This window comes from Rhizobacter sp., from assembly GCA_019635355.1.
Classification (GTDB): domain Bacteria; phylum Pseudomonadota; class Gammaproteobacteria; order Burkholderiales; family Burkholderiaceae_C; genus Rhizobacter.
In genome coordinates, this window is the sequence record JAHBZQ010000001.1 from 917,733 (window position 1) to 942,250 (window position 24,518).

A 24,518-nucleotide genomic window follows, 5' to 3' on the forward strand; every position below is an offset into this window, starting at 1 on the left:
CGTGGCGGCCCGCAAACAGGAGCCTTCACCGGCGCGGCGGCTAGCGCGCACCTTGAAGTCGGTGTTCGGCCTCACGCAACTGCGCGAGGGCCAGCAGGCGGTGATCGAGCGCGTGCTCGCCGGCCAGCACACCCTGGCCGTCATGCCCACCGGCGCCGGCAAGTCTCTGTGCTACCAGCTGCCGGCGCTGCTGATCGACGGGCGCACCGTCGTCGTGTCGCCGCTCATCGCGCTGATGAAAGACCAGTGCGACAAGCTCGTGCAGCAGGGCGTGGCGGCCGTGCAGGTCAACAGCGCACTCGACGGCGCCGAGAGCCGCGAGGCCCTGGCCGCCGTGGCCGACGGTTCGGCGCGCATCGTCTTCACCACACCCGAGCAGCTGGCGCAGCCGACCTTCCGCGAGCAGCTCCAGCAGCACCCGATCGGCCTGCTGGTCGTCGACGAAGCCCACTGCATCTCGCAGTGGGGCCACGACTTCCGCCCGGCCTTTCTCGAGATCGCCGACGCGGCGAAGGCGCTCGGCCGCCCGCCGCTGCTCGCGCTCACGGCCACGGCCACCGAGCAGGTCACGCGAGACATCTGCCAGCAGCTGGGCATCCCGGCGGCGGGGGTGGTCAACACCGGTGCCTACCGGCCCAACCTCCGTTATGCCGTCGAGCTCGTCACCGACGACACCCACAAGCTCGAGCGGCTGCAGGCGCTCGTGGCTGGCCTGGAAGGGACGGGCATCGTCTACTGCGCCACCGTCAAGGCGGCCGAGGCCGTCTACGAGGCGCTGCTGCTCGCACGCGAGTCGGTGTCGCTGTACCACGGCAAGCTCAAGGCCGACGAGCGCCGCGCCGCGCAAGACGCCTTCATGGATGGCCAGACGCGGGTGATGGTCGCCACCAATGCCTTCGGCCTCGGCATCGACAAGCCCGACACCCGCTTCGTGCTGCACTGGCAGATGCCCTCGGGGCTCGACGCCTACTACCAGGAGTCGGGCCGCGCCGGCCGCGACGGCCTGCCCGCCACCTGCACCCTGCTCTTCCTCCAGCGCGACAAGGCTGTGCAGCAGTTCTTCATGGCCGGCCGCTACCCCGGGTTGGACGAGCTCGACGCGCTCTACGCCGCGCTCTTGCGCGAACCCGACCAGACGCTCGCGCAGCTGGGCGAGCGCCTCGACATCCCGCGCACCAAGCTGCAGGTGGCGGTGAGCCTGCTGCGGCGCTTGCGCATCGTCGGCGCCGATGCCGCTGGCCACCTGCGCCTGCTGAAGGACACGCTGGACAGCAAGACACTGCACCGACTTGCCGGCGAATACCAGGCCCGGCGCGAAGCCGACCGGGCGAAGCTGGAGCAGATGGTGGCCTACGCGCAGACCGGCCACTGCCGGTGGCGCGTGCTGCTGGAGCACCTGGAAGGCGAGGCGCTGCGCGAAGACTGTGGCACCTGCGACAGCTGCGTTCGCCTGGCGCAGCACCAGGCAGGCCTGCACCGGGAATCAGCGCCGGCCTGAAGCCGAGCCGTCGCGGTACAGCGCCACGTAGCGCTGTGCACTTTGCGGCCAGCCGAAAGGCTGGGCCATCGCGCGCTGCTGCAGGCTCCGCCAGAGGCCGGGCTGCTGGTAGAGGCGCAGCACGCGCACGAGCGTCTCGCGCAGGGCTTCGGCGCTGTCGTCCTGGAAGACGAAGCCGGTGCCATCGGGCCCCGACGCATCGCGCACCGAGTCGGCGAGGCCGCCCGTGGCGCGCACCACCGGCAGCGTGCCGTAGGCCTGGCTGTACATCTGGTTGAGCCCGCAGGGCTCGAAGCGCGATGGCATCAGAAAGACATCGACGCCCGCCTCGATGGTGTGGGCCAGGCGCTCGTTGAAACCGGTGCGCACCGCCACGCTGGCCGGGAACTCGGCCGCCAGCTCCTTGAGCCGCTGCTCGTAGCGCGGCTCGCCGCTGCCGAGCACCACCAGTTGCGCGCCCTGCTTGAGCAGCCACATCAGGTTGTCGAGGATGAGGTCGATGCCCTTCTGGTCGGTCAGCCGGCTCACCACGCCGAAGAGCGGCGTGCGTGATTTCACCGAGAACCCGAGCTCGGTCTGCAGCGCTCGCTTGTTGCCGGCCTTGTCGTCGAGACAGCCAGCCCCGTAGCGCACCGGGATCAGCGGGTCGCTCACCGGGTTCCAGACCCGGGTGTCGATGCCGTTCAGGATGCCGTGCAGGCTGGCGCTGCGGGCGCGCAGCATGCCGTCCATGCCGAAGCCGAGCGCCTCCTCTTGAATCTCGCGGGCGTAGGTCGGGCTCACGGTGGTGATGACGTCGGCGTGGCGCAGCGCGGCCTTCATCATCGAGATGCGGTCCCAGTGCAGCAGGCCTTCGCCTTCGACCTGCATCCACGCATCGGGCAGGTCGAGCACGGCCTGGCGGTCGGGCGGGAAATTGCCCTGGAACGCGAGGTTGTGAATCGTGAAGAGGCTGCGCGCGTGCGGCGCGGGCATGCGGCTCAGGTAGGCGGCGGCGAGGCCGGTGGGCCAGTCGTTGGCGTGCAGCACGTCGGCGCGCCAGTCGGCCCAGGGAGAGGCGCCCGACGCGATGCGCGCCGCCACGTGGCTCAAGAGGCCGAAACGCTCGGCATTGCTCGCATAGTCCACACCCGTCTCGTCGCCATAGGGCCCGCCGGGCAGGCCGAAGAGCGCCGGGCAGTCGAGCAGCCAGAGGCTGAAGCCCGAGGCCTGCACCCGCACCAGCTCGCAGGCGGGCCACACGCCTTCGGCCGGCAGCGGCAGGCGCTGCGAGCCTTGCTGCGCCAGTTGCGCCAGCGAGCGGTAGGCCGGCATCAGCACGCGCACGTCGTGGCCGAGTTCAGCGAGCGCGGCGGGCAGCGCCGCGCTCACGTCACCGAGGCCGCCGGTCTTGACCCACGGAGCGCATTCAGGGGTGACGAAGAGGACCTTCAGCGCGGCACTGGCGCTCATGCACGCGGCGCGGGGAAGTGGCCACGCGGCACGACGACGATGCCGTTGTCGCTCACGTGGAAACGCTGGCGGTCACGCGCCAGGTCGTAGCCGATGCTCTCGCCGGGCGGGATGAAGTTGTCGAGGTCGACGATCGCGTTGCGCAGCTTGGCGCCGCGACCGATCACGTTGCGGTCCATCACGATGCAGTGGTCGAGCACGGCATCGGGCTGCACCGTCACCGCGCGGCGCAGCATCGCGTGGTCGAGGTGGGCGTCGTTCACCACGCAGCCCGAGCCGAGCACCGAGCGGCGGATCACACCGCATTCGATCTTGGCCGACTCCGACTGGTCGGCGCTCGCGTAGATCGGCCATTCCGGGTTGGTCATGCGAAAGCGCGGCGTGGCGCCCAGCGTGTCGAGGTGGGCGGCGAAGTAGGCGTCGATGGTGCCCACGTCGCGCCAGTAGGCGGGCTCCTCGAAGTCGGCGGTGCCGGGCACGACGTTGGTGGCGAAGTCGTAGGCCATCAGCTTGTGCGTCTTCATCAGGCGCGGGAGGATGTGCTTGCCGAAGTCGCTCTCGCCCTTCTCGTGCGCGGTCTGCAGTTCCTTCATCAGCACGTCGGCGTTGAAGATGTAATTGCCCATCGAGGCGAGCGCGTGGGTCGTGCTGCCGGGCATGGGGCGGCAGGTCTGCGGCTTTTCCTGGAAGTCGGTGATGCGCAGGTGGTCGTCGGTCTCGACGATGCCGAAGCTCGGGCTCTGCTCGCGCAGCACCGGCAGCGTGGCCACGGTCACGTCGGCGTTGTTCGCCTTGTGGTGGGCGATCATCTGCCGCACGTCCATGCGGTAGATGTGGTCGGCGCCGAACACGGCCACGATGTCGGGCTTGAAGGTCTCCATCAGGTGGAGGTTCTGGTAGACCGAATCGGCCGTGCCCTGGAACCACTCGGGCCCGTTGCGCATCTGCGGCGGCACCACGGTGATGAAGTGGTCGGGAAGAAAGCGCGCCAGTTGCCAGCTTTGCCGCACGTGCTCGATCAGCGCCTGCGACTTGTACTGCACCAGCAGGTAGATCGAGTAGATCTCGCTGTTGACCAGATTGCTCAACACGAAATCGACGATGCGGTGCTTGCCGTTGAAAGGCACGGCGGGCTTGCAGCGGTGGGCCGTCAAGTCATGCAGCCGCGTGCCCTCGCCCCCCGCCATCACGAAGGCCAGCACGCTGTCGGCGGATTTATTCATGGTCTGTTCTCGTCGTCATGACGGAACAGTGGCAATCCGCGTGCCGCAGCTTTCGGAAGGATTTACGGTGTGTCAGGCAAGCGCTTTTTGCGCCATGAGAAACGTTGCCGCGTTCCAGCTCTGCCCCGCCATGCCCATCGGCATCAGCGTGCGGCCGTGGAACCACTCGGTGAAACGCCAGTCGTCGAGCGCGCAGACCTGGGCCAGCTTGCTCAACTCATGCCGGGCGGCGTCTCGCTTGCCCAGCTGCGCCAGCGCCATCGCCCAGAAGCCGCCCACGAAGGGCCAGATGCCGCCGTTGTGGTACTGGTGCGGCTGGTTCTGCTGATGGCGGTTCATGTACTGGCGCCACAGCTCGTCGTCGGGGGTGATCGGGTGCGTGACTACGCGGATCGGGTACGGCTCCGAGGCGCGTGCCTCGGTGAAGGTCTGGATGATCTCGCGCGCCATCGACTCGTCGGCCAGGCCGTAGAGCACGGCCAGCAGGTTGCCGAAGACATCGCCCTCCTCACCCGCGAACGAGAGGTTCACGAAGCTCAGGTAGAGCCCCGGGTCGCGCAGGCCTCGCCGCGCGTAGTGGCCGAGCAGCCGGCCGCGGCGGTACTCGGGCAGGTCTTTCTTGAAGGGGTGGAACAGGTGGTTGAAGTGGTAGTGCGTCTGCTCCAGGTTGGGCAGCTCGTACAGCAGCTTCACCCGGTACCAGAGCGCATTGGTGTAGAGCACGAAGCCCGAGCGGGGCATGATGTCGGCCCAGTCGCTGGCCTCGTTTTGCTGCAAAAGGAAGAAGCGCTGGTGCTCCTGGGCGAGCAGCCAGTGCAGGGCCCGGTCGATCTGCGGGCCCCAGCGCTGGTCGAGCCCGGCGATGCGGCTCTCGCGGCGCAGGTGGTCGATGGCGATCAGCCACCACAGCGTGGCGTCGATGCAGCCGAGGTACCAGAAATCGGCGTCGAGCCCTTCCGGGTCGACGTATTTCGGGATCTGGCCGTTCGGCGCCTGCAGCAGCGCGAGCGATTCGATGCTGGCCACGGCGCCGGTCTCCAGGGCCTCGTCGCCGGTGCCGGCCATCGCCAGCACGCAGATGGCGGCATCGCGGCCGAAGATGCGGGTGTAGCTGCGGGCCTCGGCCGCTTCGGTGCGGCTGGCGGCGAGGATGCCTTGCGGCGTGAGGTTGTCGCGCAGCAGTTGCAGCGACCGCGCGCTGCACTCGTCGACGAGCGTGGTGGCGTGGTCGGTGCCGTGGTGTGAGAAGGTGCGGGCCAACAGCGCAGTGTCGTGGTGGTTGCTCATGAACTGCCTTGCATCCAGACGATGCGGGGCAGTGTAGGGAGCGACGTCGCCCTGCTGCCGACATGCCGGCGTTACGTCGCGTAAACGGTGACATCGACGTGATCGATGTCACGCAGCGGGTTCAGCTCTTCGGCGGCTCGCAGTCGGGTGGCTGGCAGGCGCCGGGGCGAAGCGTCCAGTCGTGTGCGTCTTTCTCGGTGCTGATGCGTTTCTCGGCGGCCATCGCCGCGCTCGGCGAGATGGGGTCGCTGGCCGGAAAGGTCTCGTCGAGCGCTTCGTCGAGCAATTCCTGATACGTGGGCACGGTCTCGGCGGGCTTCTTCGCCTTGCCTTCGAGCCGCTCGTGGGATTCCTTCACGGCGCGCGGGTCGCGCGTGGCGGCGGGCCGTTCCGGTCGATCCGGGGTGCGTTCCTTGATCATGGGGTCTCCTTCAGGCACGACGAGGGGCATTCATGAACGGGCATTTGGCGTTCCCGCCGCTCTGTTTTGCCGCAACGATTGCCGCCCGCTCGCTGCCCATGTCACTTCGTGAAACGCAGCGCGACGGCCGGGAAGCTGGCGAACGCGTCGGCGGCGAGCAGCGACCGGGCCGAGAGGTCGAACGGGCGGCCGGTGAGCGCGTCGGTGGCCTTCAGCGGCACGCCCGGCTCCACCACCGGCGACACCACCGGCGACAGGTCGACCGCCGTGTCGCCCCACACCGCTTCGCCGAGCGGCAACGCGCCGGGCTCGGGCTGCAGGCGCGCGAAGAGCCGCGCGGCCAGCACCACCAGCACCTCGTGGCCCTGCTCGCGTGCGTAGGCCACGAGGTGCTCCTGCCGGGCGCCCGTCACCGCGAGCGGCACGTAGCGCCCGTCGCGAAAGAGCGTCGCCTGCTCGGCACGCAGCTGCAGCAATCGCCAGGTCAGCCACAGCTTGGCGCGGCCGTCGAAGGGCTGCGCGGCCAGCTGGCGCAGTTGCTCGGGGGCGTCGGGTGTGGTGTGCAGGGCTTCGAGCCCGGCGAGGTGACGATCGCGTAAGCCGAAGTCGACCGGGCGGCGGTTGTCGGGGTCCACCAGGCTCAGGTCGAGCAGCTCGTTGCCCTGGTAGACGTCGGGCACGCCGGGCGAGGTGAACTTCATCAGCACGAGCGACAGGCTGTTGAGCGCACCGAACCACGCCAGTGCGGAGGCACTCGCCTGCAGGTCGCCGAGCAGCGGGTTGGGCGAGACACGCGCCAGCACGCTGCGCACGAAGGCGGTGAGCGCGTTCTCGTAGGCCTCGTCGGGGCAGGTCCAGCTGGTGTGGCGCTTGGCCTCGCGCGCGGCCTTGAGCATGTACTGCACGATGCGCTCGCGGTAGTCGGCGAGCGTGGCCTCGGCCAGCCCTTCGGCGGGCAGCGTGCCGAGCACGGTCTGGTACAGCAGGTATTCATCGGCGGCCGAGGGCGCGGGCTCGCCGTTGAGCTCGGTCTTGTATTGGCGCGCGAGCCGCCGCCAGCGCGCCAGGCCGAGCCGCCAGGCGGCCGGCATCTCCGAGAGCACGTTGAGCCGGTTGCGCACGTCTTCCGAGCGCTTGTTGTCGTGCGTCGAGGTGGCGAGGATGGTGTGCGGCCAGCGCGCCGCGCGGTCGCTGCTTGCGCCATGGAAGGCACGCACCGTCATGCCGAAGGGGCCGGGGTCGCCACCCACCTCGTTTTGCGACACCAGCCGGTGGTATTGGTAGAAGGCGGTGTCTTCCACGCCCTTGGCCGCCACCGGCGCACAGAACTGCTGGAAGCGCGCGGCGAACTGCCACGCCGCATGCTCGGGCGGCAGCGCCGCGCCGTCGGGCCCCTGGCCGCGCAGCACGCGGCCCACGAAATCGAACACCGAACGGTCGGGCGCCTCGCTGCGCTTGCGGGCGTGGGCGATGGCCCAGTCGAGGAAGCGGATGTCTTGCGCCGAGGCGTGGCCGAGGATGTAGGTGCGGTAGACCGGCATGCACGCCGCCACCTCGGCGAGCGCGTCGCGCAGCGCGTTGAAGGTGTAGTCGCGGGTGCGGCGGTCGGCGCGGGCGATGCGCATGAGCGCGGTGGCGAGCACCGTCAGCTCGGAGGCCAGCGCGATGCGCGCCACGCTGCGCTTGCCGCGGTACACCAGCTCGGCAAAAGGCTCGCACTCGCCGCTGAAGCGCTGCCAGATGCGGTCGAAGCGCTCGGCGGCGTTGCCGTCGACCAGCACGCCGCCCGCCACCATCGCGAAGCGGTAGCCGGTGGTGCCGTGGATGGCCCACTCTTCCGGCACGTCTTCATGCGGCGCGGCGATCTTCTCGGCCACCACGTAGAGCGGCCGGGCGGGCCGCTCTCCCTGGGCCGGCGCGGGCAGCGCGAGGCCGGCGCGTTCGGCGTAGCCCTGCTGCAGCTGCGCGAAGTAGCGGGCCGGGTCGTGCAGCCCGTCGGGGTGGTCGATGCGCAGGCCGTCGACCACGCCTTGCGCCGCGAGGTCGAGCGCCATCGAGTGCGTGGCCTCGAAGACGGCCGGCTCTTCCATGCGCAGCGCGGCGAGGTCGTTGATGTCGAAGAAGCGGCGGTAGTTGATCTCGTCGGCCGCCACGCGCCAGTAGGCCAGGCGGTAGTGCTGGCCTTCGTGCAAGGCGTGCAGCGTGTCGCGGCTCGCCTCGGCGTTGATGGCGGCGAGTGCCGCGTCGACGGCCGCGGCCACCTCGGCGTGGCCTTGTGCCAGCTCGGCGAAGCGCGATTTCAGCTCCTCGCGCGTGCGGGCTACGGCCGGGTCGAAGCTCGTGCGCGCCGGCAGCGCCGCGAACGATTCGGCCAGGCCCTCGACCTGCCCGCGTGCATGCCCGTCGCCCAGGCGCTGGGCGGCATGCGTGAGCAGCAGCTCGTAGCTGCGCAGGGCGAGCGGGAAGCAATGGTCGAAGTAGCGCAGCAGCAGGCGCCCGCGGTCGGGCTCGAAGGCGAGCTTGAGCTGGCCACTGGCCAGCACGTCGCCGTAGTGCTCGCCGAGCACGGGCAGCAGGACCTTGCCTTCGAGGTCGGCGTTCACCGGGTGCCAGTCGATGTCGAAGTGGCGGGCGTAGGCGGAGGCCTGGCCGTTCTCGAGCACGTCGGTCCACCACGGGTTTTCGGCCGCGAGCACGCCCATGTGGTTGGGCACCATGTCGAGGATCAGGCCCAGCCCCAGCTCGCGGGCCGCGTTGGCGAAACGCTCGAAGCCGTCGCGCCCGCCGAGTTCGGGGTTGATCTCGTCGTGCGCCACCACGTCATAGCCGTGCAGGCTGCCAGGCCGCGCGCGCCAGATCGGCGAGCAGTAGAGGTGGCTCACGCCCAGGCGCTGCAGGTAGGGCAGCACGGCCACGGCATCGTCGAAGCTGAAATCCTTGTGCAGCTGCAGCCGGTAGGTGGCGCGCGGGATCACCGCCACCGCCCTGCCCTGCGGCCGCGCCGCCACCGTGCGCGCCGGCGACGGTCGGATCGACGCGAGCCGCGCGCACAGCGCCGAGACACGCGGGTTGTGCGCCATCGCCTCCAGCCCGAGCGGCAGCTTGCGGCGCCAGTTCGGGTGCTCGTCGACGGTGCCCGGCAGGTTGGCCTGGTCGGGCACGCCGAGCGCGTCTTCCAGCTGCACCATCATCAGCTGGGCCGGGGTGCTGGCCACGTAGGCATGCACCGCCTCCGAGACGGCGGGCGCGATGGGCTGCGTGCCGCTCGCATCGATGTGGCCTTCGGGCGGCAGCAGGCCGCGCTGCTGCAAGGTGTTGAGCAGGCGCAGCCGGTCGTGGGCACGCTCCTCGCGCTGGCGGTCGTGCATCTGCGGCGTGGGGAAGAGCTTGAGCGATTGCCGCACGTCGAGGTCGTGCCCGCGCCACCAGCCGGCGAGCGTGGGCAGGTCATGCGTGCTCACCGCCACGAGCGACTGGCGCGGGTAGGCCTCGGGGGCCTTGAAGCCGCCGCCGTGCTCGCGCTCGAAATACAGCAGCCGGTACGACAGCAGCTCGCGCTGCTGCATGGCCGAGCGCATCTCGTCGGCCACGGTGCCGAGGTCTTCGCCGATCACCATGCAGCGGTTGCGCTCGCTCTCGAGCGCCACGATGGCCAGCAGCGCCTGCAGCGGGTAGAGCACGTAGCTGCCGTCGCGCGCCGTGGCGCCCGGCGGGATCCAGTACAGCCGCATCAGCCCCATCACGTGGTCGATGCGCACCGCGCCGGCGTGCCGCATGGCCGCGCGCAGCGTGGCGACGAAGAGGCCCACGTCACGCTTGAGGCCATCGGGCCGCAGCGGCGGCAGGCCCCAGCCCTGGCCGTTGGGGTTGACCTCGTCGGGCGGCGCGCCCACCGTGGCTCCGCCCGCATACGCCGACTGGTGGCCCCAGGTGTCGGAGCCGGCGCGATCGACCGACACCGCGAGGTCGAGGTACAGCCCCACCGCCATGCCGCGCTCGCGGCAGCGGCGCGACAGGCGCGCGAGCTGCAGGTCGGCCTGCCATTGCAGGTATTCGTGGAACTCGACCTCGTCTTCATGCTCGGCGATAAAACGCTGCACCTCGGGCGAGCCCGGCTGACGGTACGGCTCGGGCCACACCGGCCAGCCCCACACCAGACTGTCTTGCGCATGGAAGTGCGCCTGCAGCGCCTCGAAGCTCGCATGCAACCGCAGATCCGGCGAGCGCGCCGCCTGGAAGCGGCGAAACTCGGCGGCACGGCTGCTGCCGGTGGCGAGATGCCGGCAGCGGAAGCTGCGGTAGAGCTGGCGCAGCAGCTCGGTCTTGAGACTGGCCACGCCTTCGTAGTCAACGGTGGTCGTGGCGCGGAGCGCGGCCCTTCGCGCCTGCACCTCCGGCGAGTTCACCCACCGCCGCGCCGGCTCGCACTCCTGCAGGTCGGGCAGCGCCTCCACGTCGAGGTAGAGCGTGTTGAGCTGCAGCCGCGACGACGGGCTGTAGGGGCTGGTGTGCCGCGGGTTGTGGCTGAACATCGCGTGCAGCGGGTTGACGCCGACGATGCCGGCGCCGTGCCGACTCCACTGCTCGATGACGGTGGCGAGGTCGCCGAAATCGCCGATGCCCCAGTTGCGCTCGGAGCGCAATGCGTAGAGCTGAACCGCCGGGCCCCAGGTGCGGCTGCCGGCACCCGCGTGGGCGGAGTCAGCGAGCGCAGGGGGCTGGTAGCAGTGGGCGGACGCGGCGACGAGCTGCACCACTTCGCCCAGGTCATCCAGTCGCAGGTGGTGGTAGCCCATGGGCATCGGCCGTGTGATGCGCAGGTGGACGTCGCGCGAATCGCCGTCGACCCGCATCTCACCCGCGTGCTCCTGGCCGCCCTCTTCGATCAAGGTCCAGCGCAGCGACGACAGGGGCTTGGGCAGACGCACCGGCACCGACCAGTCGCCGTGGCCCGCGGTGAGCGCCACGAGCGGCGGCACCACCTCGCGCTCACGCGCAGCCCGCGCCTCGCGCTCGGCCACCGCGGCGGCGTCGGCGCTGCTCGCGTCGACGCCCAGCTCGGCCAGCAGCTTCACCAGCGCCTCGGTCGAGGCCTGGTGCCTTTGGCCCCACACGTCGTGGTAGTCGGTGAGCACGCCGTGCACCGCGCACAGGCGCGCCACGGCCTGGCGGTGTTCATCCATGGTCCACCTCGGTCTGCAGCAGCACGAGCACCGAGCCGGGCTTCCAGCGCCTGCCGTCGTCGACGTGCTGGCGGTGCACCACACGCCCTTCGGGTGGCGCGACGCCTTCGAGTTCGGTGTCGGTCAGGTTGGCCACGAGGTGCCAGCGCGCGTTGTCGGCCAGCGGCCAATCGACGTGCAGCAGCCCGCCGTCGAAGCGATAGCGGCCGTCGCCCAGGCGAGGGTCGATGCGGGGCATGAGCAGCTCGCGCCGCAGAGTGAGCAGCTGGTGCACGAGCGCGAGGCGCGCGCCGTGCGCGCCCTGCTCGCGCTCGGCCCAGCGCAGCTTGGACATGCGGAAGGTCATCTCGTCGTTGGGGTCGGGAATGCGTGCGCGGGCCGACGGGTCGGCAAACGCGGCGAAGCGCGCGAACTCGTTGCGCCGCCCGTCCGACACCGCCTGCGCCAGCTCGGGGCCGAAGTCGCAGAAGTAGAGGAACGGCGTGGAGGCGGCGAACTCCTCGCCCATGAAGAGCATGGGCACGTGGGGCGAGAGCAGCAGGCAGGCGTAGACGGCATCGAGCCGGTCGGGCTGCGCGAGGTTCGACAGCCGCTCGCCCAGCGCACGGTTGCCGATCTGGTCGTGGTTCTGCACGAAGGAGACGAAGGCGCTTGGCGGCAGGTGGCCGCTCGGCTCGCCATGCGGCACGTGGCCTCGGTGCGCAGAGGGCTGACCCTGGTAGACGAATCCCTGCGCCAGTGCGCGGGCGAAGCGACCGATGGGGCCGTCGGCGTAATCGCCGTAGTAGCTGTCGGTCTCGCCGGTCAAGAGCACGTGGGCGGCGTGGTGCAGGTCATCGTTCCACTGCGCGGTGGCGTAGAGCGGTTGCCCGTCGTCGGCGCGCTGCAGCATGCTGGCCTGGTTGGTGTCGTTCTCCAGCACCAGGTGCACTTGGCGGCTCACGCCCTCAGTGCCTGCGACGCTGCGCAGCGCCTGGCCGATGTCGCTGGCGATGTGCAGCGGCGAGCTGTCGTGGATGGCGTGCACCGCGTCGAGCCGCAGGCCGTCGAAGTGGAACTCCTCCACCCAGTACAGCGCGTTGTGGCGGAAGAAGTCGCGCACCGTCTCGCTGCCCGGGCCATCGAAGTTGATCGCGGCGCCCCAGGGCGTGTGCTTCGCCTCGTTGAAGAAGGTCGGGCAGTAGGCGTGCAGGTAGTTGCCCTCAGGGCCGAAGTGGTTGTAGACGACGTCGAGCAGCACCATGAGGCCGAGGCTGTGCGCCGCGTCGACGAAGGCCTTGAGCGCGTCGGGCGTGCCGTAGCTGGCGTCGGGGGCGAACGGCAACACGCCGTCGTAGCCCCAGCCGCGCTGGCCCGGGAAGTCGGCCACCGGCATCAGCTCGATGGCGGTGATGCCGAGCTGCGCCAGCTCGGGCAGCTTCACCGCCGCCGCCTTGAAGGTGCCTTCATGGGTGAAGCTGCCCACGTGCAGTTCGTAGACCACCGCCTCGTGCCACGGCCGGCCGCGCCAGCCGGCGTCGCGCCAGCGGTAGACGCGTGGGTCGACCACGACGCTCGGCCCGTGCACGTCTTCAGGGTTGTGTCGCGAGGCCGGGTCGGGCACGAGCAGGCCGTTGCCCACGTCGTAGCGGTAGCGGGTGCCGGGGGGCGCGTCGACGCCGAGGGCTTCGTGCCAGCCCTGCGGGCCGGCTTGCATCGGCACGCGCCGGTCGTCGCCCAGCACGAGCGCCACCGCGTGCGCGGCCGGTGCCCAGAGGCGGAAATCGGTGCGGCCGTCGTCGCGCAGGGTGGCGCCGAAGGGCATGCGGTGCTGGCTCATGAGGCCTCCCGCCCGTGCGCGGGCCGGGTGAAGACGGCCATGGCGCGGCATTTCATCGTGTAGGTCTCGCCGGGCGCGAGCGCCGCGGCCTCGGGCGTGCCCGAGGCGGCCGAGGTGTCGATCGCCACCTGCCACGGCGCGCTGCCGATGGGCGGGATGCGGAAATCCATGTCTTCGTGGTGCGCGTTGAAGAGCAGCAGGAAGTCGTCGTCGAAGAGCGGCTGGCCGCGGCGGTCGTCGCCGGTAAGCGCGATGCCGGGGAGGTACATGCCCAGGCAGCGCGCGAAGTCGGTGGCCCACTCGGCTTCGGTCATCTCTTCGCCGTCCGGGCGCAGCCAGAGGAGGTCTTTCAGGCCCTCGGCCACCGGGTGGCCGCCGAAGAAGTCGCGGCGGCGGAAGGTGGGGTGGTCGCGTCGCAGCGCAGCGAGCTTGCGGGTGAAGACGAGCAACGCCTCGCGCTCGGGCGTCATCTCCCAGTCGAGCCAGTTCATCTCGTTGTCTTGGGCGTAGGCGTTGTTGTTGCCGCCTTGCGTGCGGCCGATCTCGTCGCCGGCCAGCAGCATGGGCACGCCTTGCGAGAGGAAGAGCGTGGCCAGCAGGTTGCGCTTCTGGCGCTCGCGCAAGGCCAGCACGTCAGCGTCGTCGGTGGGGCCTTCGACGCCGCAGTTCCACGACAGGTTGTGGTTGTGGCCGTCGCGGTTGTCTTCGCCGTTGGCCTCGTTGTGCTTGTCGTTGTACGAGACGACGTCGTTGAGCGTGAAGCCGTCGTGCGCGGCGATGAAGTTGATGCTGGCCGTGGGGCGGCGGCGCGCGTAGCCATACAGGTCGGACGAGCCGGTGAGGCGCTTGGCGAACTCGCCGATCACGCCGCCGTCGCCCTTCCAGTAGCTGCGCATGCCATCGCGGTACTTGTCGTTCCACTCGGCCCAGCCGGGCGGGAAGCGGCCGACCTGGTAGCCGTCTTCGCCCAGGTCCCAAGGTTCGGCGATGAGCTTCACGCGCGAGAGCACCGGGTCTTGCCGCACGGCGGCCAGGAAGGCGCCTCGGTGCGCGACTTGCCCGTTCTCGCGCGCGAGCGTGGTGGCCAGGTCGAAGCGGAAGCCGTCGACGTGCATCTCTTCCACCCAGTACCGCAGCGAGTCCATCACGAGTTGCAGCACGCGCGGGTGCTGCACGTTGAGCGAGTTGCCGCAGCCAGTGAAGTCGCCGCAGTAGCGCGGGTCTTCGGCGGGCACGTAGTAGACGGCGTTGTCGATGCCGCGCAGGCTCACCGTGGGGCCCAGGTGGTTGCCCTCGCAGGTGTGGTTGTAGACCACGTCGAGGATCACCTCGATGCCCGCGCTGTGCAGCGACTTGACCATGCTCTTGAACTCGCGCACCGGGTCGCCAAAGGCATAACGCGGCTCGGGGGCGAAGAAGCCGAAGCTGTTGTAGCCCCAGTAGTTCTGCATGCCCTTCTCGTCGAGGTGCCGGTCGTTGAGGTACGAATGGATGGGCAGCAGCTCCACCGCGGTCACGCCCAGGCGGCGCAGGTGGTCGATGGAGGCTTCGCTCGCAAGCCCCGCGTAGGTGCCGCGCAGCGGCTCGGGCACGCCGGGGTGGCGCATGGTGAAGCCGCGCACGTGCGTTTCGTAGATCACCGTGTCGCTCCACGGCACCTGGGGGTGGCGGTCGCCGTCCCAGGTGAAGGCCGGGTCGACGATGCGGCACTTGGGCATGTAGGCCGCGCTCTCGCGGCGGTCGAACGACAGGTCGGCGCGCCGGTGGCCCACCGTGTAGCCGTAGAGCGCATCGCTCCAGCGCAGCTTGCCCACGAAGTCATGCGCGTAGGGGTCGGCCACCAGCTTGTGCGGGTTGAAGCGGTGCCCCTCTTCGGGCTTGTAGGGGCCGTGCACCACGTAGCCGTAGGCCATGCCGGGGCGCGCCTGCGGCAGGTAGCAGTGCCAGACGTTGTCGGTGCGTTCCTTCAGCGTGACACGCTGGCGCTCGCGGCGGCCACGTTCGTCGAAGAAGACCAGCTCGACCTTCTCGGCGTGCTGGGAGAAAAGAGCGAAGTTGACGCCCTCGCCGTCCCATGTGGCGCCGCGCGGATACGGCCGGCCCGGCCAGATGGTGGTGATGGGCATGTCTCGGGCCATGGGGTCGGGTTCTCCTCAGGGAAGGTCGTCGAGGTCGTCGGCCTTCGGGGCCGGCCACCAGCGTTCGAGGTGGGCGGCGGCCCATCGCTGCCCGCCCAGCCCGAAGGCCAGCGCCAGTGCGAGCACCAGGCCGCCGAGCACGATGAGGAAGGCGAACGAAATGACGTGGCCGCCGATGTCGAGCTGATCGAAGGCGATCATCACGACGAAGACGAGGATGGCGTAGCGCGCGAGCACGCCCAGCGCCTGCGCATCGCGGATGCCCACGCCGCGGCAGTAGGTGACGACGGCGTTGGAGACGAAGCGCGCGAAGTAGGCCCCGAAGGCCACGATCAGCACCGCCACGATCACCTTGGGCAGGAAGAGCATGACCTTGCTCAGGAGATCGGTCACGTGCGCGAGGCCCATGCCGTTGAAGGCGATCACGAGCGCCGCGAAGATCACGAGCCAGTAGACGAGCGCAGCCAGCACCGCGGCGGTGTCGGCCTGCGTGCCGCCGCGCTGCAGGAAGCCATCGAGCCCCGAGCGCTCGGTGACGATGTGGAAGTTGATGGCGCGCAGGCCGCGCTGCACCGCGAAGCGCGCGGCTTTCGCCAGCAGGAAGCCCACCAGCAGCACCACGATGGCCACCGCCAGGCTGGGCAGGAAGGCTCCCACCTGCACGAGAAAGGCCCGCACGGGCTCCAGCATCACGTCGACTCGGTCCATGGTCGTTTCTCCGTCCGGCCCTAGCGGGGCACGAGGCCCAGGATTCCCGCGAGCGGGATGCCCACCCAGTCAGGCCGGTTGTTGAGTTCGTAGCGCAGCTCGTAGAGCGCCTTCTCCAGCTCGAAGAGCGCAAGCAGGCTGCGCTGCGATTCGAAGGATTCGTACAGCGCCCCGCCCTGCACTGCCGTGGTGTAGCCCTGCATGAAGGCGTTGCGTGCGGCCTTCTCCCACTGCGCCGCGAACGGCACGAGCTGCGCCATCTCGTCGGCCGAGGCGGTGATGCTGCGCAGCCCGCCGGCACGGGCGTAGCTGAACGAGCGCAGCATGCCGGCCACGTCGCGCAGCGGCGACTGGCGGGCTCGGCGCTCGTCGAAGCTGCGGCCGGGCTCGCCTTCGAAGTCGATGACCACGAAGTCGTTGCGCACCAGCAGCACCTGGCCGAGGTGGTAGTCGCCGTGGATGCGCGTCTTGAGCGCCCGGCCGACGGGTGCAGCGGTCTGCGAGATGTGCTCCAGCAGGCCGCGCTGGGCAGCGAGCACGGCGTGCGCGTCGTTGAGCGTGGCGCCTTCCAGTTGCGGCAGAGCGTGCTCCAACATTGCAAACGTCTGCCGCGCTTCGGCCAGCGTCTTCTCGCGCCAGGCGGCCACGTCGCTGACGGCGAGCGGCTCGGGCTTGAAGGCCGGGTCGTCGCTCGGCGTGGTGAAGGCGATGTGCAGCTCGCCAGTGCGGCGGCCGAGCGTTTCGGCCAAGGCCAGGTAGGCGCCGTGTGTCTCTTCGGGTGCAGGCGTGCTGTCATTCGCGCGCTGGAGGTCGAGCGCTCGCTGCAGGTAGGCCAGCGTGTAGCCCCAGCCATCGCCCTGGTTCGACACATAAGCCTGAAGCAGGCCGAGCGTCATCAGGCCACCGTCGGTGCCGCGGTACTCGACCACGCCCACGACCGGCACGCAGTGCGGGAAGTTGGCCACCTCGGTGAGGAAACGCCCGACCTCGAACTCGGGGTTCACGCCCGGCCGCACACGGCGATAGCCCTTGAGGAAGAGCCGCTCGCCAAAGGTGACGATGGTGTTGCTGCTCGCGGCCTGCGGGCGGCCGACAGGGAGCTTGTAGAAGTCGGCACCGGCGAGTTCGGTGTAGGCGGTGGTCGGCAGGAAGCGCAGCGTGCCGTTGGCCGTGCGCAGCTCGCGACGCTGGCCCATCGCCGCGACCACGGCGCGGCAGAAGCGCTCGTCGGCGAAGGCGTCGCCCATCACGCCCACCGCGGCCTGCTGGCGGATGCGGGCGATGGCGGCGGTGCCGAGGGCACGGTAGCGCTCTTCGTCGCCGTCCTGGTTGGCGTCTTCCCAGGCCAGCGACAGCGGCACGAAATAGGTCGAGGTCTCGGCGGGGCCGTCGAGTTCGAGCAGGGGCAGCAGCCAGCCGTCGGAGCGGCCCATCGAGTCGCGCTCCTCGTCGCCCCACACGGCGTGGTCGACGAGCCGCGCGCGTTGCAGGGCCGTGCCCTTGGCCGCATACCAGCGCTGCTGCTCGATGTGGCGCGGCAGCGTGTCGGTCTCGAACTGCGCGCGGGTCTTCACCGCGAGACCGATGCGCCACGGCACGACCTGGTCGCGGAAGATGCTGTTCCAGCCGTCGAAGAGCACCAGCACTGGCCGGTCTTCGGCCGGCAGCATGGGCTGGTGCCAGCTCGGCTCGACCGCATCGGTGCTCAGCTGGAACCAGTAGAAGCCGTGCTTGGGCAGCGTGAGCATGTAGGGCAGCTCGCCGATCGGCGGGAAGGCCGTGCGGCCCAGCAGCTCGACCGGCACGCGGCCCTTGAAGGCCGACAGGTCCAGCTCGGCCGGCTGGGCCGAGCGCGAGAGGTTGGCGACGCAGAGGATGACTTCATCTTCGAAGGTGCGCAGGTACGCGAGCACCTTGCGGTTGCCGGGCTTCAAGAAGAGCAGCTCGCCGCGGCCGAAGGCGCGGCTCGTGCCGCGCACGGCGAGCATGCGGCGCATCCAGTGCAGGAGCGACGACGGGTCGCGCAGCTGCGACTCGACGTTGACCGCCTCGTAGCCGTAGATCGCATCCATGATCGGCGGCAGGTAGAGGCGCTGCGGGTCGGCGCGCGAGAAGCCGGCGTTGCGGTCGGGGCTCCACTGCATCGGGGTGCGCACGCCGTTGCGGTCGCCGATGAAGATGTTGTCGCCCATGCCGATCTCGTCGCCGTAGTAGACGATGGGCGAGCCGCGCATCGAGAGCAAGAGGCTGTTCATCAGCTTGATGCGGTCGATGTCGTTGTCCATCAACGGCGCGAGGCGCCTCCTGATGCCGAGGTTGATGCGCGCGCGTGGGTCGGCCGCATAGGTGCCGTACATGTAGTCGCGCTCCTTGCTCGTCACCATCTCGAGCGTGAGCTCGTCGTGGTTGCGCAGGAAGATGGCCCACTGGCAGCTCTGAGGGATCTCGGGCGTCTGCGCCATGATCTCGGTGAGCGGGTAACGATCCTCCTGCGCGATGGCCATGTACATGCGCGGCATCAGCGGGAAGTGATAGGCCATGTGGCACTCGTCACCCTCGCCGAAATACTCGCGCACGTCTTCGGGCCACTGGTTGGCCTCGGCCAGCAGGAAGCGATTCGGGTAGTTGGCGTCGATGGCCGCGCGCAGCTGCTTGATGATCGCGTGCGTCTCGGGCAGGTTCTCGTTGTTAGTGCCTTCGCGTTCGATGAGGTACGGAATGGCATCGAGGCGGAAGCCGTCGACCCCCATGTCGAGCCAGAAGCGCATCACCTTGAAGATGGCTTCGAGCACGCGCGGGTTGTCGAAGTTGAGGTCGGGCTGGTGGCTGAAGAAGCGGTGCCAGAAGTAGGCCTTGGCGACCGGGTCCCAGGTCCAGTTGGACGTCTCGGTGTCGGTGAAGATGATGCGCGTGCCGCGGTACTTGTCGTCGGTGTCGCTCCAGACGTAGAAGTCGCGCTCGGGTGAGCCCGGCGGCGCCTTGCGGGCGGCCTGGAACCACGGGTGCTGGTCGCTCGTGTGGTTGATGACGAGCTCGGTGATGACCTTCAGGTCGCGCTTGTGCGCCTCGTCGAGCATCTGCCTGAAGTCGTCGAGCGTGCCGTATTGCGGGTGCACGTTCAGGTAGTCGGCGATGTCGTAGCCGTCGTCCTTCAACGGAGACGGGTAGAACGGCATCAGCCAGAGGGTGTTGACGCCCAGGTCCTTCACGTAGTCGAGCCGCGAGGTCACGCCCTGGAAGTCGCCCACGCCGTCGCCGTTCGAATCGACGAAGGCCTTGACGTTGAGCTGGTAGATGACGGCGTCTTGATACCAGAGCGCGGCGTTGGTCACCGGTGTGGTCGGGCCGTGCTCGGCAGCCTTGAGGTGGGGAATGTGCGGCGCGTTCATCGTTGGAACGACTCCGAATCACGCTCGTTGCGCACGCCACGGCGCAGGCGCATCACGTGGGCCTGGCCGGGTTCAAGGATCACGAAGTTGCGCGGGCCGCGCCAGATGAAGGCCTGCTGGTTGAGCAGGTCGTCGAGTTCGTAGGCGTCGGTGGGCTGCGCGAGGCCAAGCCAGGTGGTGTCGAGCTCGACCCAGCCCGACTGCGGGTAGCGCACGTCGAGGTTGACGACGCAGAGGATCAAGTTCTCGCCGTCGTGGGTGCGCTTGGCGTAGGCGAGGAGCTGTTCGTTGTCGGTGGTGAAGAACTCCAGGCCAGCGTTGCTCTGCAGCGCGCGGTTCTCGCGGCGGATGGCGTTGAGGCGTGTCATCAGCGGCGCTAGGCTGTCGGCCCGGTTCAGGTCCCAGTGGCGCAGCTGGTACTTCTCGGAGTGCAAGTACTCCTCGCTGCCGGCGCTGCGCGGCGTGTTCTCCATCAGCTCATAGGCGGGGCCGTAGACGCCGTAGTTGGCGCTCAAGGTGGCGGCCAGCACGAGCCGCATCGCAAACGCCGGGCGGCCCTGGCCGTGCAAGTGCTCGGAGAGGATGTCGGGCGTGTTGGGCCAGGCGTTGGGGCGGAAGTAATGCCGGCCCGGGCCCTGGCTCAGCTCGGTGAAGTACTCGGTGAGTTCCTCGGCGGTGTTGCGCCAGGTGAAGTAGGTGTACGACTGGTTGTAGCCGAGCTTGGCCAGGCGGTGCATCACCTTGGGCCGGGTGAAGGCTTCGGCGAGGAAGAGCACGTCGGGGTGCTGCTTGCGGATCTCGCCGATGCACCACTCCCAGAACGCGAACGACTTGGTGTGCGGGTTGTCGACGCGGAAGATGCGCACGCCCTCGGCGATCCAGTGGTCGAAGATGCTCTTCAACTCGAGCCAGAGTGTCTGCCAGTCCTCGGTCTCGAAGTTGAAGGGATAGATGTCCTGGTACTTCTTGGGCGGGTTCTCGGCGTACTGCACCGTGCCGTCGGGCCGCCAGCGGAACCACTGCGGGTGCTGCTGCACGTAAGGGTGGTCGGGGGCGCACTGCAGGGCGATGTCGAGCGCGATCTCGAGCTTGAGCTCGTTGGCGCGCTTGACGAGGCGGCGGAAGTCTTCCGGCGTGCCGAGCGCCGGCAGGATGCTCTTGTGCCCGCCCTCGGCCGCGCCGATGGCCCAGGGGCTTCCCACGTCGCCGGGCTCGGTGGTGAGCGCGTTGTTCTTGCCCTTACGCTTCTCGCGGCCGATGGGGTGGATGGGCGGGAAGTAAACGACGTCGAAGCCCATCTCGGCGATGCGCGGGAGCTGCTTCTCCACATCGCTGAAGCGGCCGTGCACGCCGGGCTCTGCCGACGCGGAGCGCGGGAAGAGCTCGTACCAGGCGCTGAAGCCCGCACGCTCGCGGTCGGCCACGAGCGGCAGCACCGTGCCCGACGACACGGCGAGCGACCGGTCGGGGTAACGGTCGACGAGCGCGGCTTGCTGCGGGTCGAGTGCCAGGGCTTTCAGCGCCTCAACCTCGTGTGGCTCGTTCGCCGGCTGCTTGAGCGCCGTCGAGAAGCGCAGCAGCGCGTCCCGGTCGTCGCCTTTCGCGCGGGCCGCCGCCTGGTCGACCAGCTCGGCACCCACGAGCGCGGCAATGCGGATGTCGTCGGCGTCCACACGCCGCGCCAGCTCGGTGCGCCACGAGCGGAAGTGGTCGACCCAGGCCACCGCTTCGTAGTTGTAGCGGCCGGGCACCGAGGGCGTGAAGCTCGCATGCCACTCGTCGTTCCACTTGAGCGTCATCTCCACTTCCTGCACCGCATGGCCTTCCTGCTGCCACAGCAGCATCACGCGCAGCACGTCGTGGCCGTCGGTGAAGGCGTGCACCGTCACGTGGAAGGGCTGGCCGGCGATGCACTTCGCGGCGAAGCGCCCACGGTCGATGCAGGGCAGCACCGCGTCGATGACCGCACGCAGGCGGCCGTCATGCGGCATGCCTTCCGGCGCCTCAGTCAGCTTCGCGCGGGGCATGGGGCTCCTGCTGCAAGACGATGGTGGACAGGGGCGGCAGCGTCAGGCTCAGCGAACAGGGCCGGCCATGCCAGGGGATGGTCTGCGCGTCGACGCCGCCGAGGTTGCCCCAGCCGGAGCCGCCGTAGTCGGCAGCGTCGCTGTTGAGCACCTCGCGCCAATGCCCAGGCAGCGGCACGCCGATGCGGTAGCGCTCGCGCGGCAGCGGCGTCAGGTTGCACACGACCAGCAGCGTGGCGCCGCGCCCCTTGGGCTTGCGCACGAAGGCCAGCACGCTGGCGCTCGAGTCATCCGACACCGCCCACTCGAAACCCTCGTGCGCGAAGTCGACCTCGTACAGCGCGGGGTGCTCGCGCAGCAGGCGGTTGAGGTCGCGCACGTAGCGCATCAGGCCGGCGTGCTGGGGCTGTTCGATCGCAGACCAGTCGAGCTGGCCTTCGTGCGTCCACTCGCGGCGCTGGCCGAACTCGCCGCCCATGAAGAGCAGCTTCTTGCCGGGGTGCGTCCACATGTAGCCGTAGAGCGCGCGCAGGTTGGCGAACTGCTGCCAGGTGTCGCCCGGCATCTTGTGGATGAGCGAGCCTTTGCCATAGACCACCTCGTCGTGCGAGAGCGGCAGCACGAAGTTCTCGTGGAAGGCGTAGACCAGCGAGAAGGTGAGCTGGCCGTGGTGGTACTTGCGGTGGATCGGGTCGAGCTTGTAGTAGGCCAGCGTGTCGTGCATCCAGCCCATGTTCCATTTCATGCCGAAGCCCAGGCCACCCGCCGAGGTGGGCCGCGAGACCTGCGGCCAGGCGGTGGACTCTTCGGCGATGCTCACGGTGTCGGGGTGCTCGCGGTACACCGCTTCGTTGAGCGTGCGCAGGAAGGTGATGGCCTCGAGGTTCTCGCGCCCGCCGTTGTCATTGGGCACCCATTCGCCGGCCTTGCGGGCGTAGTCGAGGTAGAGCATCGAGGCGACCGCGTCGACGCGCAGGCCGTCGAGGTGGTACTGGTCGAGCCAGAACATCGCCGACGAGAGCAGGAAGCTCCTCACCTCGTTGCGGCCGTAGTTGAAGATGCTGGAGTTCCACTCGGGGTGGAAGCCCTGGCGCGGGTCGGCGTGCTCGTAGAGGTGCGTGCCGTCGAAATACTGCAGGCCGTGCTCGTCGGTTGGGAAGTGCGAGGGCACCCAGTCGAGGATCACCCCGATGCCGCGCTGGTGCAGGTGGTCCACGAAGTACATGAAATCCTGCGGCGTGCCGTAACGCGCGGTGGGCGCGAAGTAGCCGGTCGTCTGGTAGCCCCAGGAGCCGTAGAACGGGTGCTCGGTGAGCGGCATCAGCTCCACGTGGGTGAAGCCGAGTTCGCACACGTGGTCGGCCACGAGGTGCGCGAGTTCGCGGTAGTTGTAGAACGGCGTCGGTGCCGTGGGCTCGGGCCGGCGCCACGAGCCCAAGTGCAGCTCGTAGATGCTGATCGGGGCGCCGAGGCCGTTCTTGGCGGCGCGGCGGGCCATCCACTCGGCGTCTTGCCAGTCGTGCTCGAGCGACCACAGGCGCGAGGCGGTGGCGGGCGGCAGCTCGGCCACGAGCGCATACGGGTCGGCCTTGTCGACACGGTAGCCGCCGTGGCGCGAGACGATGTGGAACTTGTAGGCCTGGCCGTGGCGGGCGGCCGGCACGCGGCCTTCCCAGATGCCGCTGCCGTCAGGGCGCGGGTGGAGCGCGTCGAGGCGGCGGTCCCAGCCGTTCCAGTCGCCGATGACGGACACCTCGGCCGCATTCGGCGCCCAGACGGCGAAGCGCGCGCCGTCGCCGTCGAGCCGGCCGCCGAGCTTGTCGTACAGGCGGGCGTGGGTGCCTTCCCGGAACAGGTAGACGTCGTGGTCGCCCAGCGGAGCGGCGGCCATCACGGCGTGCTCCGGCCGGCGCGTGAGCAGGCAAAGACGTGCGTGGCCCAGGCAGCTTTGACGGCATGCCTTACCGTTGAACGATGGGGATTGGGTGTCGCGCCTTGCCTGTGGTGCATGAAGCCCTCACGTCGAGAGTCTTCATGGGCAAGGCCTGTGCCTGCGGCGGCAGGCCGGGGGGAGGAAGGTCCGGCGCCGCGGTACTGCTGGCGGCGCCGGGGGCGCTGCGGGCCAGGACCCGCAGCAGCTCAAACTGGATTCGGGATCAGTCGGTCTCGAGTTCGTTGTCGATGGCGACGTCGTAGTCGTCCATCGCGAACTCCTTCTTGGCGATCACCGGCTTGTCGAGCGGGCGGCAGATGCGGCGCTGCAGGTGATCGAGACGGGTGGAACGGGCCACGGCTTCCAGCACTTCGGCGGGATTCATCATCAGGGCAAACGGGTTCGACAGGATTTCGGGGGTCGCCATGTTGTGCTCCAGGTAATGCGATGACAGTGGAGCCAATGTAGGCCTCAAGGGGTGAGTGCAGAAAGTCAGGTCGCCACCAGACCGCGGGTCGGAATTTCCCTGACAAGGCTGTCAGTGCGGCCGGGTCGCATCTCGCCGCTCAAACACGCGAAAACGCTGTGTCGACAAGGGCTTGCAGCACGACGACACACGAAGGCCGTCGTGCGTATTTCACGGGTGCGGCGTGACGTTCGCTGACAAGTCGGAGGGCAGGAAGAGCCGCTCGAAGTTGCGGCTCGTGTGCTCGCCCACCGCCTCGGGGGTGAGCCCCTTGAGCTCGCCGATGAGCTTGGCCACGAAGGGCACGAACGACGGGTTGTTGGTCTTGCCACGGTGCGGCACCGGGGCGAGATAGGGGCTGTCGGTCTCGATCAGGCAGCGCTCGATGGGCACGAAGCGCGCGACCTCGCGCAGGTCGGCCGCGTTCTTGAAGGTGAGGATGCCGGAGAACGAGACGTAGAAGCCGAGGTCGAGCGCGGCCCGGGCCACGTCCATCGTTTCGGTGAAGCAGTGGAAGACGCCGTGGTGTCCGCCCTCCTCCTTCAGGATGGCGATGGTGTCGTCGGACGCGCTGCGCGTGTGGATGACGAGCGGCAGGCCGGTCTGCTTCGACGCGCGGATGTGGATGCGGAAGCGTTCGCGTTGCCATTCCATGTCGGCCACCGAGCGGCCGTTCAAACGGTAGTAGTCGAGGCCGGTTTCGCCGATGCCGATGACACGCGGTTTGGCCGCAAGGGCCAGCAGGTCGTCGAGCGAAGGCTCGCGCAGGCCTTCGGTGTCGGGGTGCACGCCGGCGGTGGCCCAGAAGTTGTCGTAGGCCATCGCGAGCGCGTGCACATCGTCGAATTCTTCGAGCGTGGTGCAGATGCACAGGGCGCGGTCGACCTGTGCGGCGGCCATGGCGGCGCGGATCTCGGGGAGCTTTTCCTTGAGCTCGGGGAAACTCAGGTGGCAGTGGGAATCGACGTACATCT

Annotated in this window: 14 protein-coding genes; 1 reads left to right on the forward strand and 13 read right to left on the reverse strand. The window is 69.2% G+C overall.

What is annotated here, in order from left to right:
- Nucleotide 1 precedes the first annotated feature (1 nt).
- Nucleotides 2–1,498, forward strand: a complete 1,497-nt coding sequence (locus KF892_04110; protein MBX3624177.1) for an ATP-dependent DNA helicase RecQ — start codon at nt 2–4, stop codon at nt 1,496–1,498.
- Here the strand turns inward: KF892_04110 and glgA are convergent.
- The 13 genes from glgA to KF892_04175 all read right to left on the reverse strand — a co-directional run bounded on the left by glgA (nt 1,484) and on the right by KF892_04175 (nt 24,516).
- Nucleotides 1,484–2,950 (reverse strand): glycogen synthase GlgA, encoded by a 1,467-nt coding sequence (gene glgA, locus KF892_04115; GenBank protein MBX3624178.1) that lies wholly within the window; start codon nt 2,948–2,950, stop codon nt 1,484–1,486. The genes KF892_04110 and glgA overlap by 15 nt on opposite strands.
- Nucleotides 2,947–4,173: a glucose-1-phosphate adenylyltransferase gene (locus KF892_04120; GenBank protein ID MBX3624179.1), complete on the reverse strand. Its 1,227-nt coding sequence runs from the start codon at nt 4,171–4,173 to the stop codon at nt 2,947–2,949. Before KF892_04120 ends, glgA begins: the two co-directional genes overlap by 4 nt.
- Nucleotides 4,174–4,245: 72 nt before the next feature.
- Nucleotides 4,246–5,460 carry a glycoside hydrolase gene (locus KF892_04125; GenBank protein MBX3624180.1) on the reverse strand — a complete coding sequence of 405 codons (1,215 nt, stop codon included), beginning with the start codon at nt 5,458–5,460 and terminating at the stop codon, nt 4,246–4,248.
- 121 nt (nt 5,461–5,581) lie between these two features.
- Nucleotides 5,582–5,881 carry a hypothetical protein gene (locus KF892_04130; GenBank protein MBX3624181.1) on the reverse strand — a complete coding sequence of 100 codons (300 nt, stop codon included), beginning with the start codon at nt 5,879–5,881 and terminating at the stop codon, nt 5,582–5,584.
- A gap of 101 nt (nt 5,882–5,982) precedes the next feature.
- Nucleotides 5,983–11,064 carry a malto-oligosyltrehalose synthase gene (locus KF892_04135; protein MBX3624182.1) on the reverse strand — a complete coding sequence of 1,694 codons (5,082 nt, stop codon included), beginning with the start codon at nt 11,062–11,064 and terminating at the stop codon, nt 5,983–5,985.
- Entirely contained in the window at nt 11,057–12,883 is a 1,827-nt protein-coding gene (gene treZ / locus KF892_04140) for a malto-oligosyltrehalose trehalohydrolase (protein ID MBX3624183.1), read from the reverse strand. Before treZ ends, KF892_04135 begins: the two co-directional genes overlap by 8 nt.
- Nucleotides 12,880–15,021, reverse strand: coding sequence for a glycogen debranching protein GlgX (gene glgX, locus KF892_04145; GenBank protein MBX3624184.1), 2,142 nt, complete (start codon nt 15,019–15,021; stop codon nt 12,880–12,882). Before glgX ends, treZ begins: the two co-directional genes overlap by 4 nt.
- A 15-nt stretch (nt 15,022–15,036) precedes the next feature.
- Entirely contained in the window at nt 15,037–15,729 is a 693-nt protein-coding gene (locus KF892_04150) for a hypothetical protein (GenBank protein MBX3624185.1), read from the reverse strand.
- Between the two features lie 20 nt (nt 15,730–15,749).
- On the reverse strand, nt 15,750–19,118 hold the full coding sequence (treS, locus tag KF892_04155; GenBank protein ID MBX3624186.1) for a maltose alpha-D-glucosyltransferase: 3,369 nt from the start codon (nt 19,116–19,118) through the stop codon (nt 15,750–15,752).
- Complete coding sequence (locus KF892_04160) at nt 19,115–21,145, reverse strand: alpha-1,4-glucan--maltose-1-phosphate maltosyltransferase (protein ID MBX3624187.1); 2,031 nt, start codon at nt 21,143–21,145, stop codon at nt 19,115–19,117. The genes treS and KF892_04160 overlap by 4 nt, the downstream gene beginning before the upstream one ends.
- Entirely contained in the window at nt 21,123–23,036 is a 1,914-nt protein-coding gene (gene glgB, locus KF892_04165) for a 1,4-alpha-glucan branching protein GlgB (protein ID MBX3624188.1), read from the reverse strand. Before glgB ends, KF892_04160 begins: the two co-directional genes overlap by 23 nt.
- A gap of 265 nt (nt 23,037–23,301) precedes the next feature.
- Nucleotides 23,302–23,505, reverse strand: a complete 204-nt coding sequence (locus tag KF892_04170; GenBank protein ID MBX3624189.1) for a hypothetical protein — start codon at nt 23,503–23,505, stop codon at nt 23,302–23,304.
- 210 nt (nt 23,506–23,715) lie between these two features.
- Entirely contained in the window at nt 23,716–24,516 is an 801-nt protein-coding gene (locus tag KF892_04175; protein MBX3624190.1) for a TatD family hydrolase, read from the reverse strand.
- Between the last annotated feature and the right edge of the window lie 2 nt (nt 24,517–24,518).

Coding starts and splice junctions, on each gene's coding strand:
- glgA (MBX3624178.1), bottom strand. CDS start 2,950: ATGAGCGCCAGTGCCGCGCTGAAGGTCCTCTTCGTCACCCCTGAATGC.
- KF892_04120 (MBX3624179.1), bottom strand. CDS start 4,173: ATGAATAAATCCGCCGACAGCGTGCTGGCCTTCGTGATGGCGGGGGGC.
- KF892_04125 (MBX3624180.1), bottom strand. CDS start 5,460: ATGAGCAACCACCACGACACTGCGCTGTTGGCCCGCACCTTCTCACAC.
- KF892_04130 (MBX3624181.1), bottom strand. CDS start 5,881: ATGATCAAGGAACGCACCCCGGATCGACCGGAACGGCCCGCCGCCACG.
- KF892_04135 (MBX3624182.1), bottom strand. CDS start 11,064: ATGGATGAACACCGCCAGGCCGTGGCGCGCCTGTGCGCGGTGCACGGC.
- treZ (MBX3624183.1), bottom strand. CDS start 12,883: ATGAGCCAGCACCGCATGCCCTTCGGCGCCACCCTGCGCGACGACGGC.
- glgX (MBX3624184.1), bottom strand. CDS start 15,021: ATGGCCCGAGACATGCCCATCACCACCATCTGGCCGGGCCGGCCGTAT.
- KF892_04150 (MBX3624185.1), bottom strand. CDS start 15,729: ATGGACCGAGTCGACGTGATGCTGGAGCCCGTGCGGGCCTTTCTCGTG.
- treS (MBX3624186.1), bottom strand. CDS start 19,118: ATGAACGCGCCGCACATTCCCCACCTCAAGGCTGCCGAGCACGGCCCG.
- KF892_04160 (MBX3624187.1), bottom strand. CDS start 21,145: ATGCCCCGCGCGAAGCTGACTGAGGCGCCGGAAGGCATGCCGCATGAC.
- glgB (MBX3624188.1), bottom strand. CDS start 23,036: ATGGCCGCCGCTCCGCTGGGCGACCACGACGTCTACCTGTTCCGGGAA.
- KF892_04170 (MBX3624189.1), bottom strand. CDS start 23,505: ATGGCGACCCCCGAAATCCTGTCGAACCCGTTTGCCCTGATGATGAAT.
- KF892_04175 (MBX3624190.1), bottom strand. CDS start 24,516: ATGTACGTCGATTCCCACTGCCACCTGAGTTTCCCCGAGCTCAAGGAA.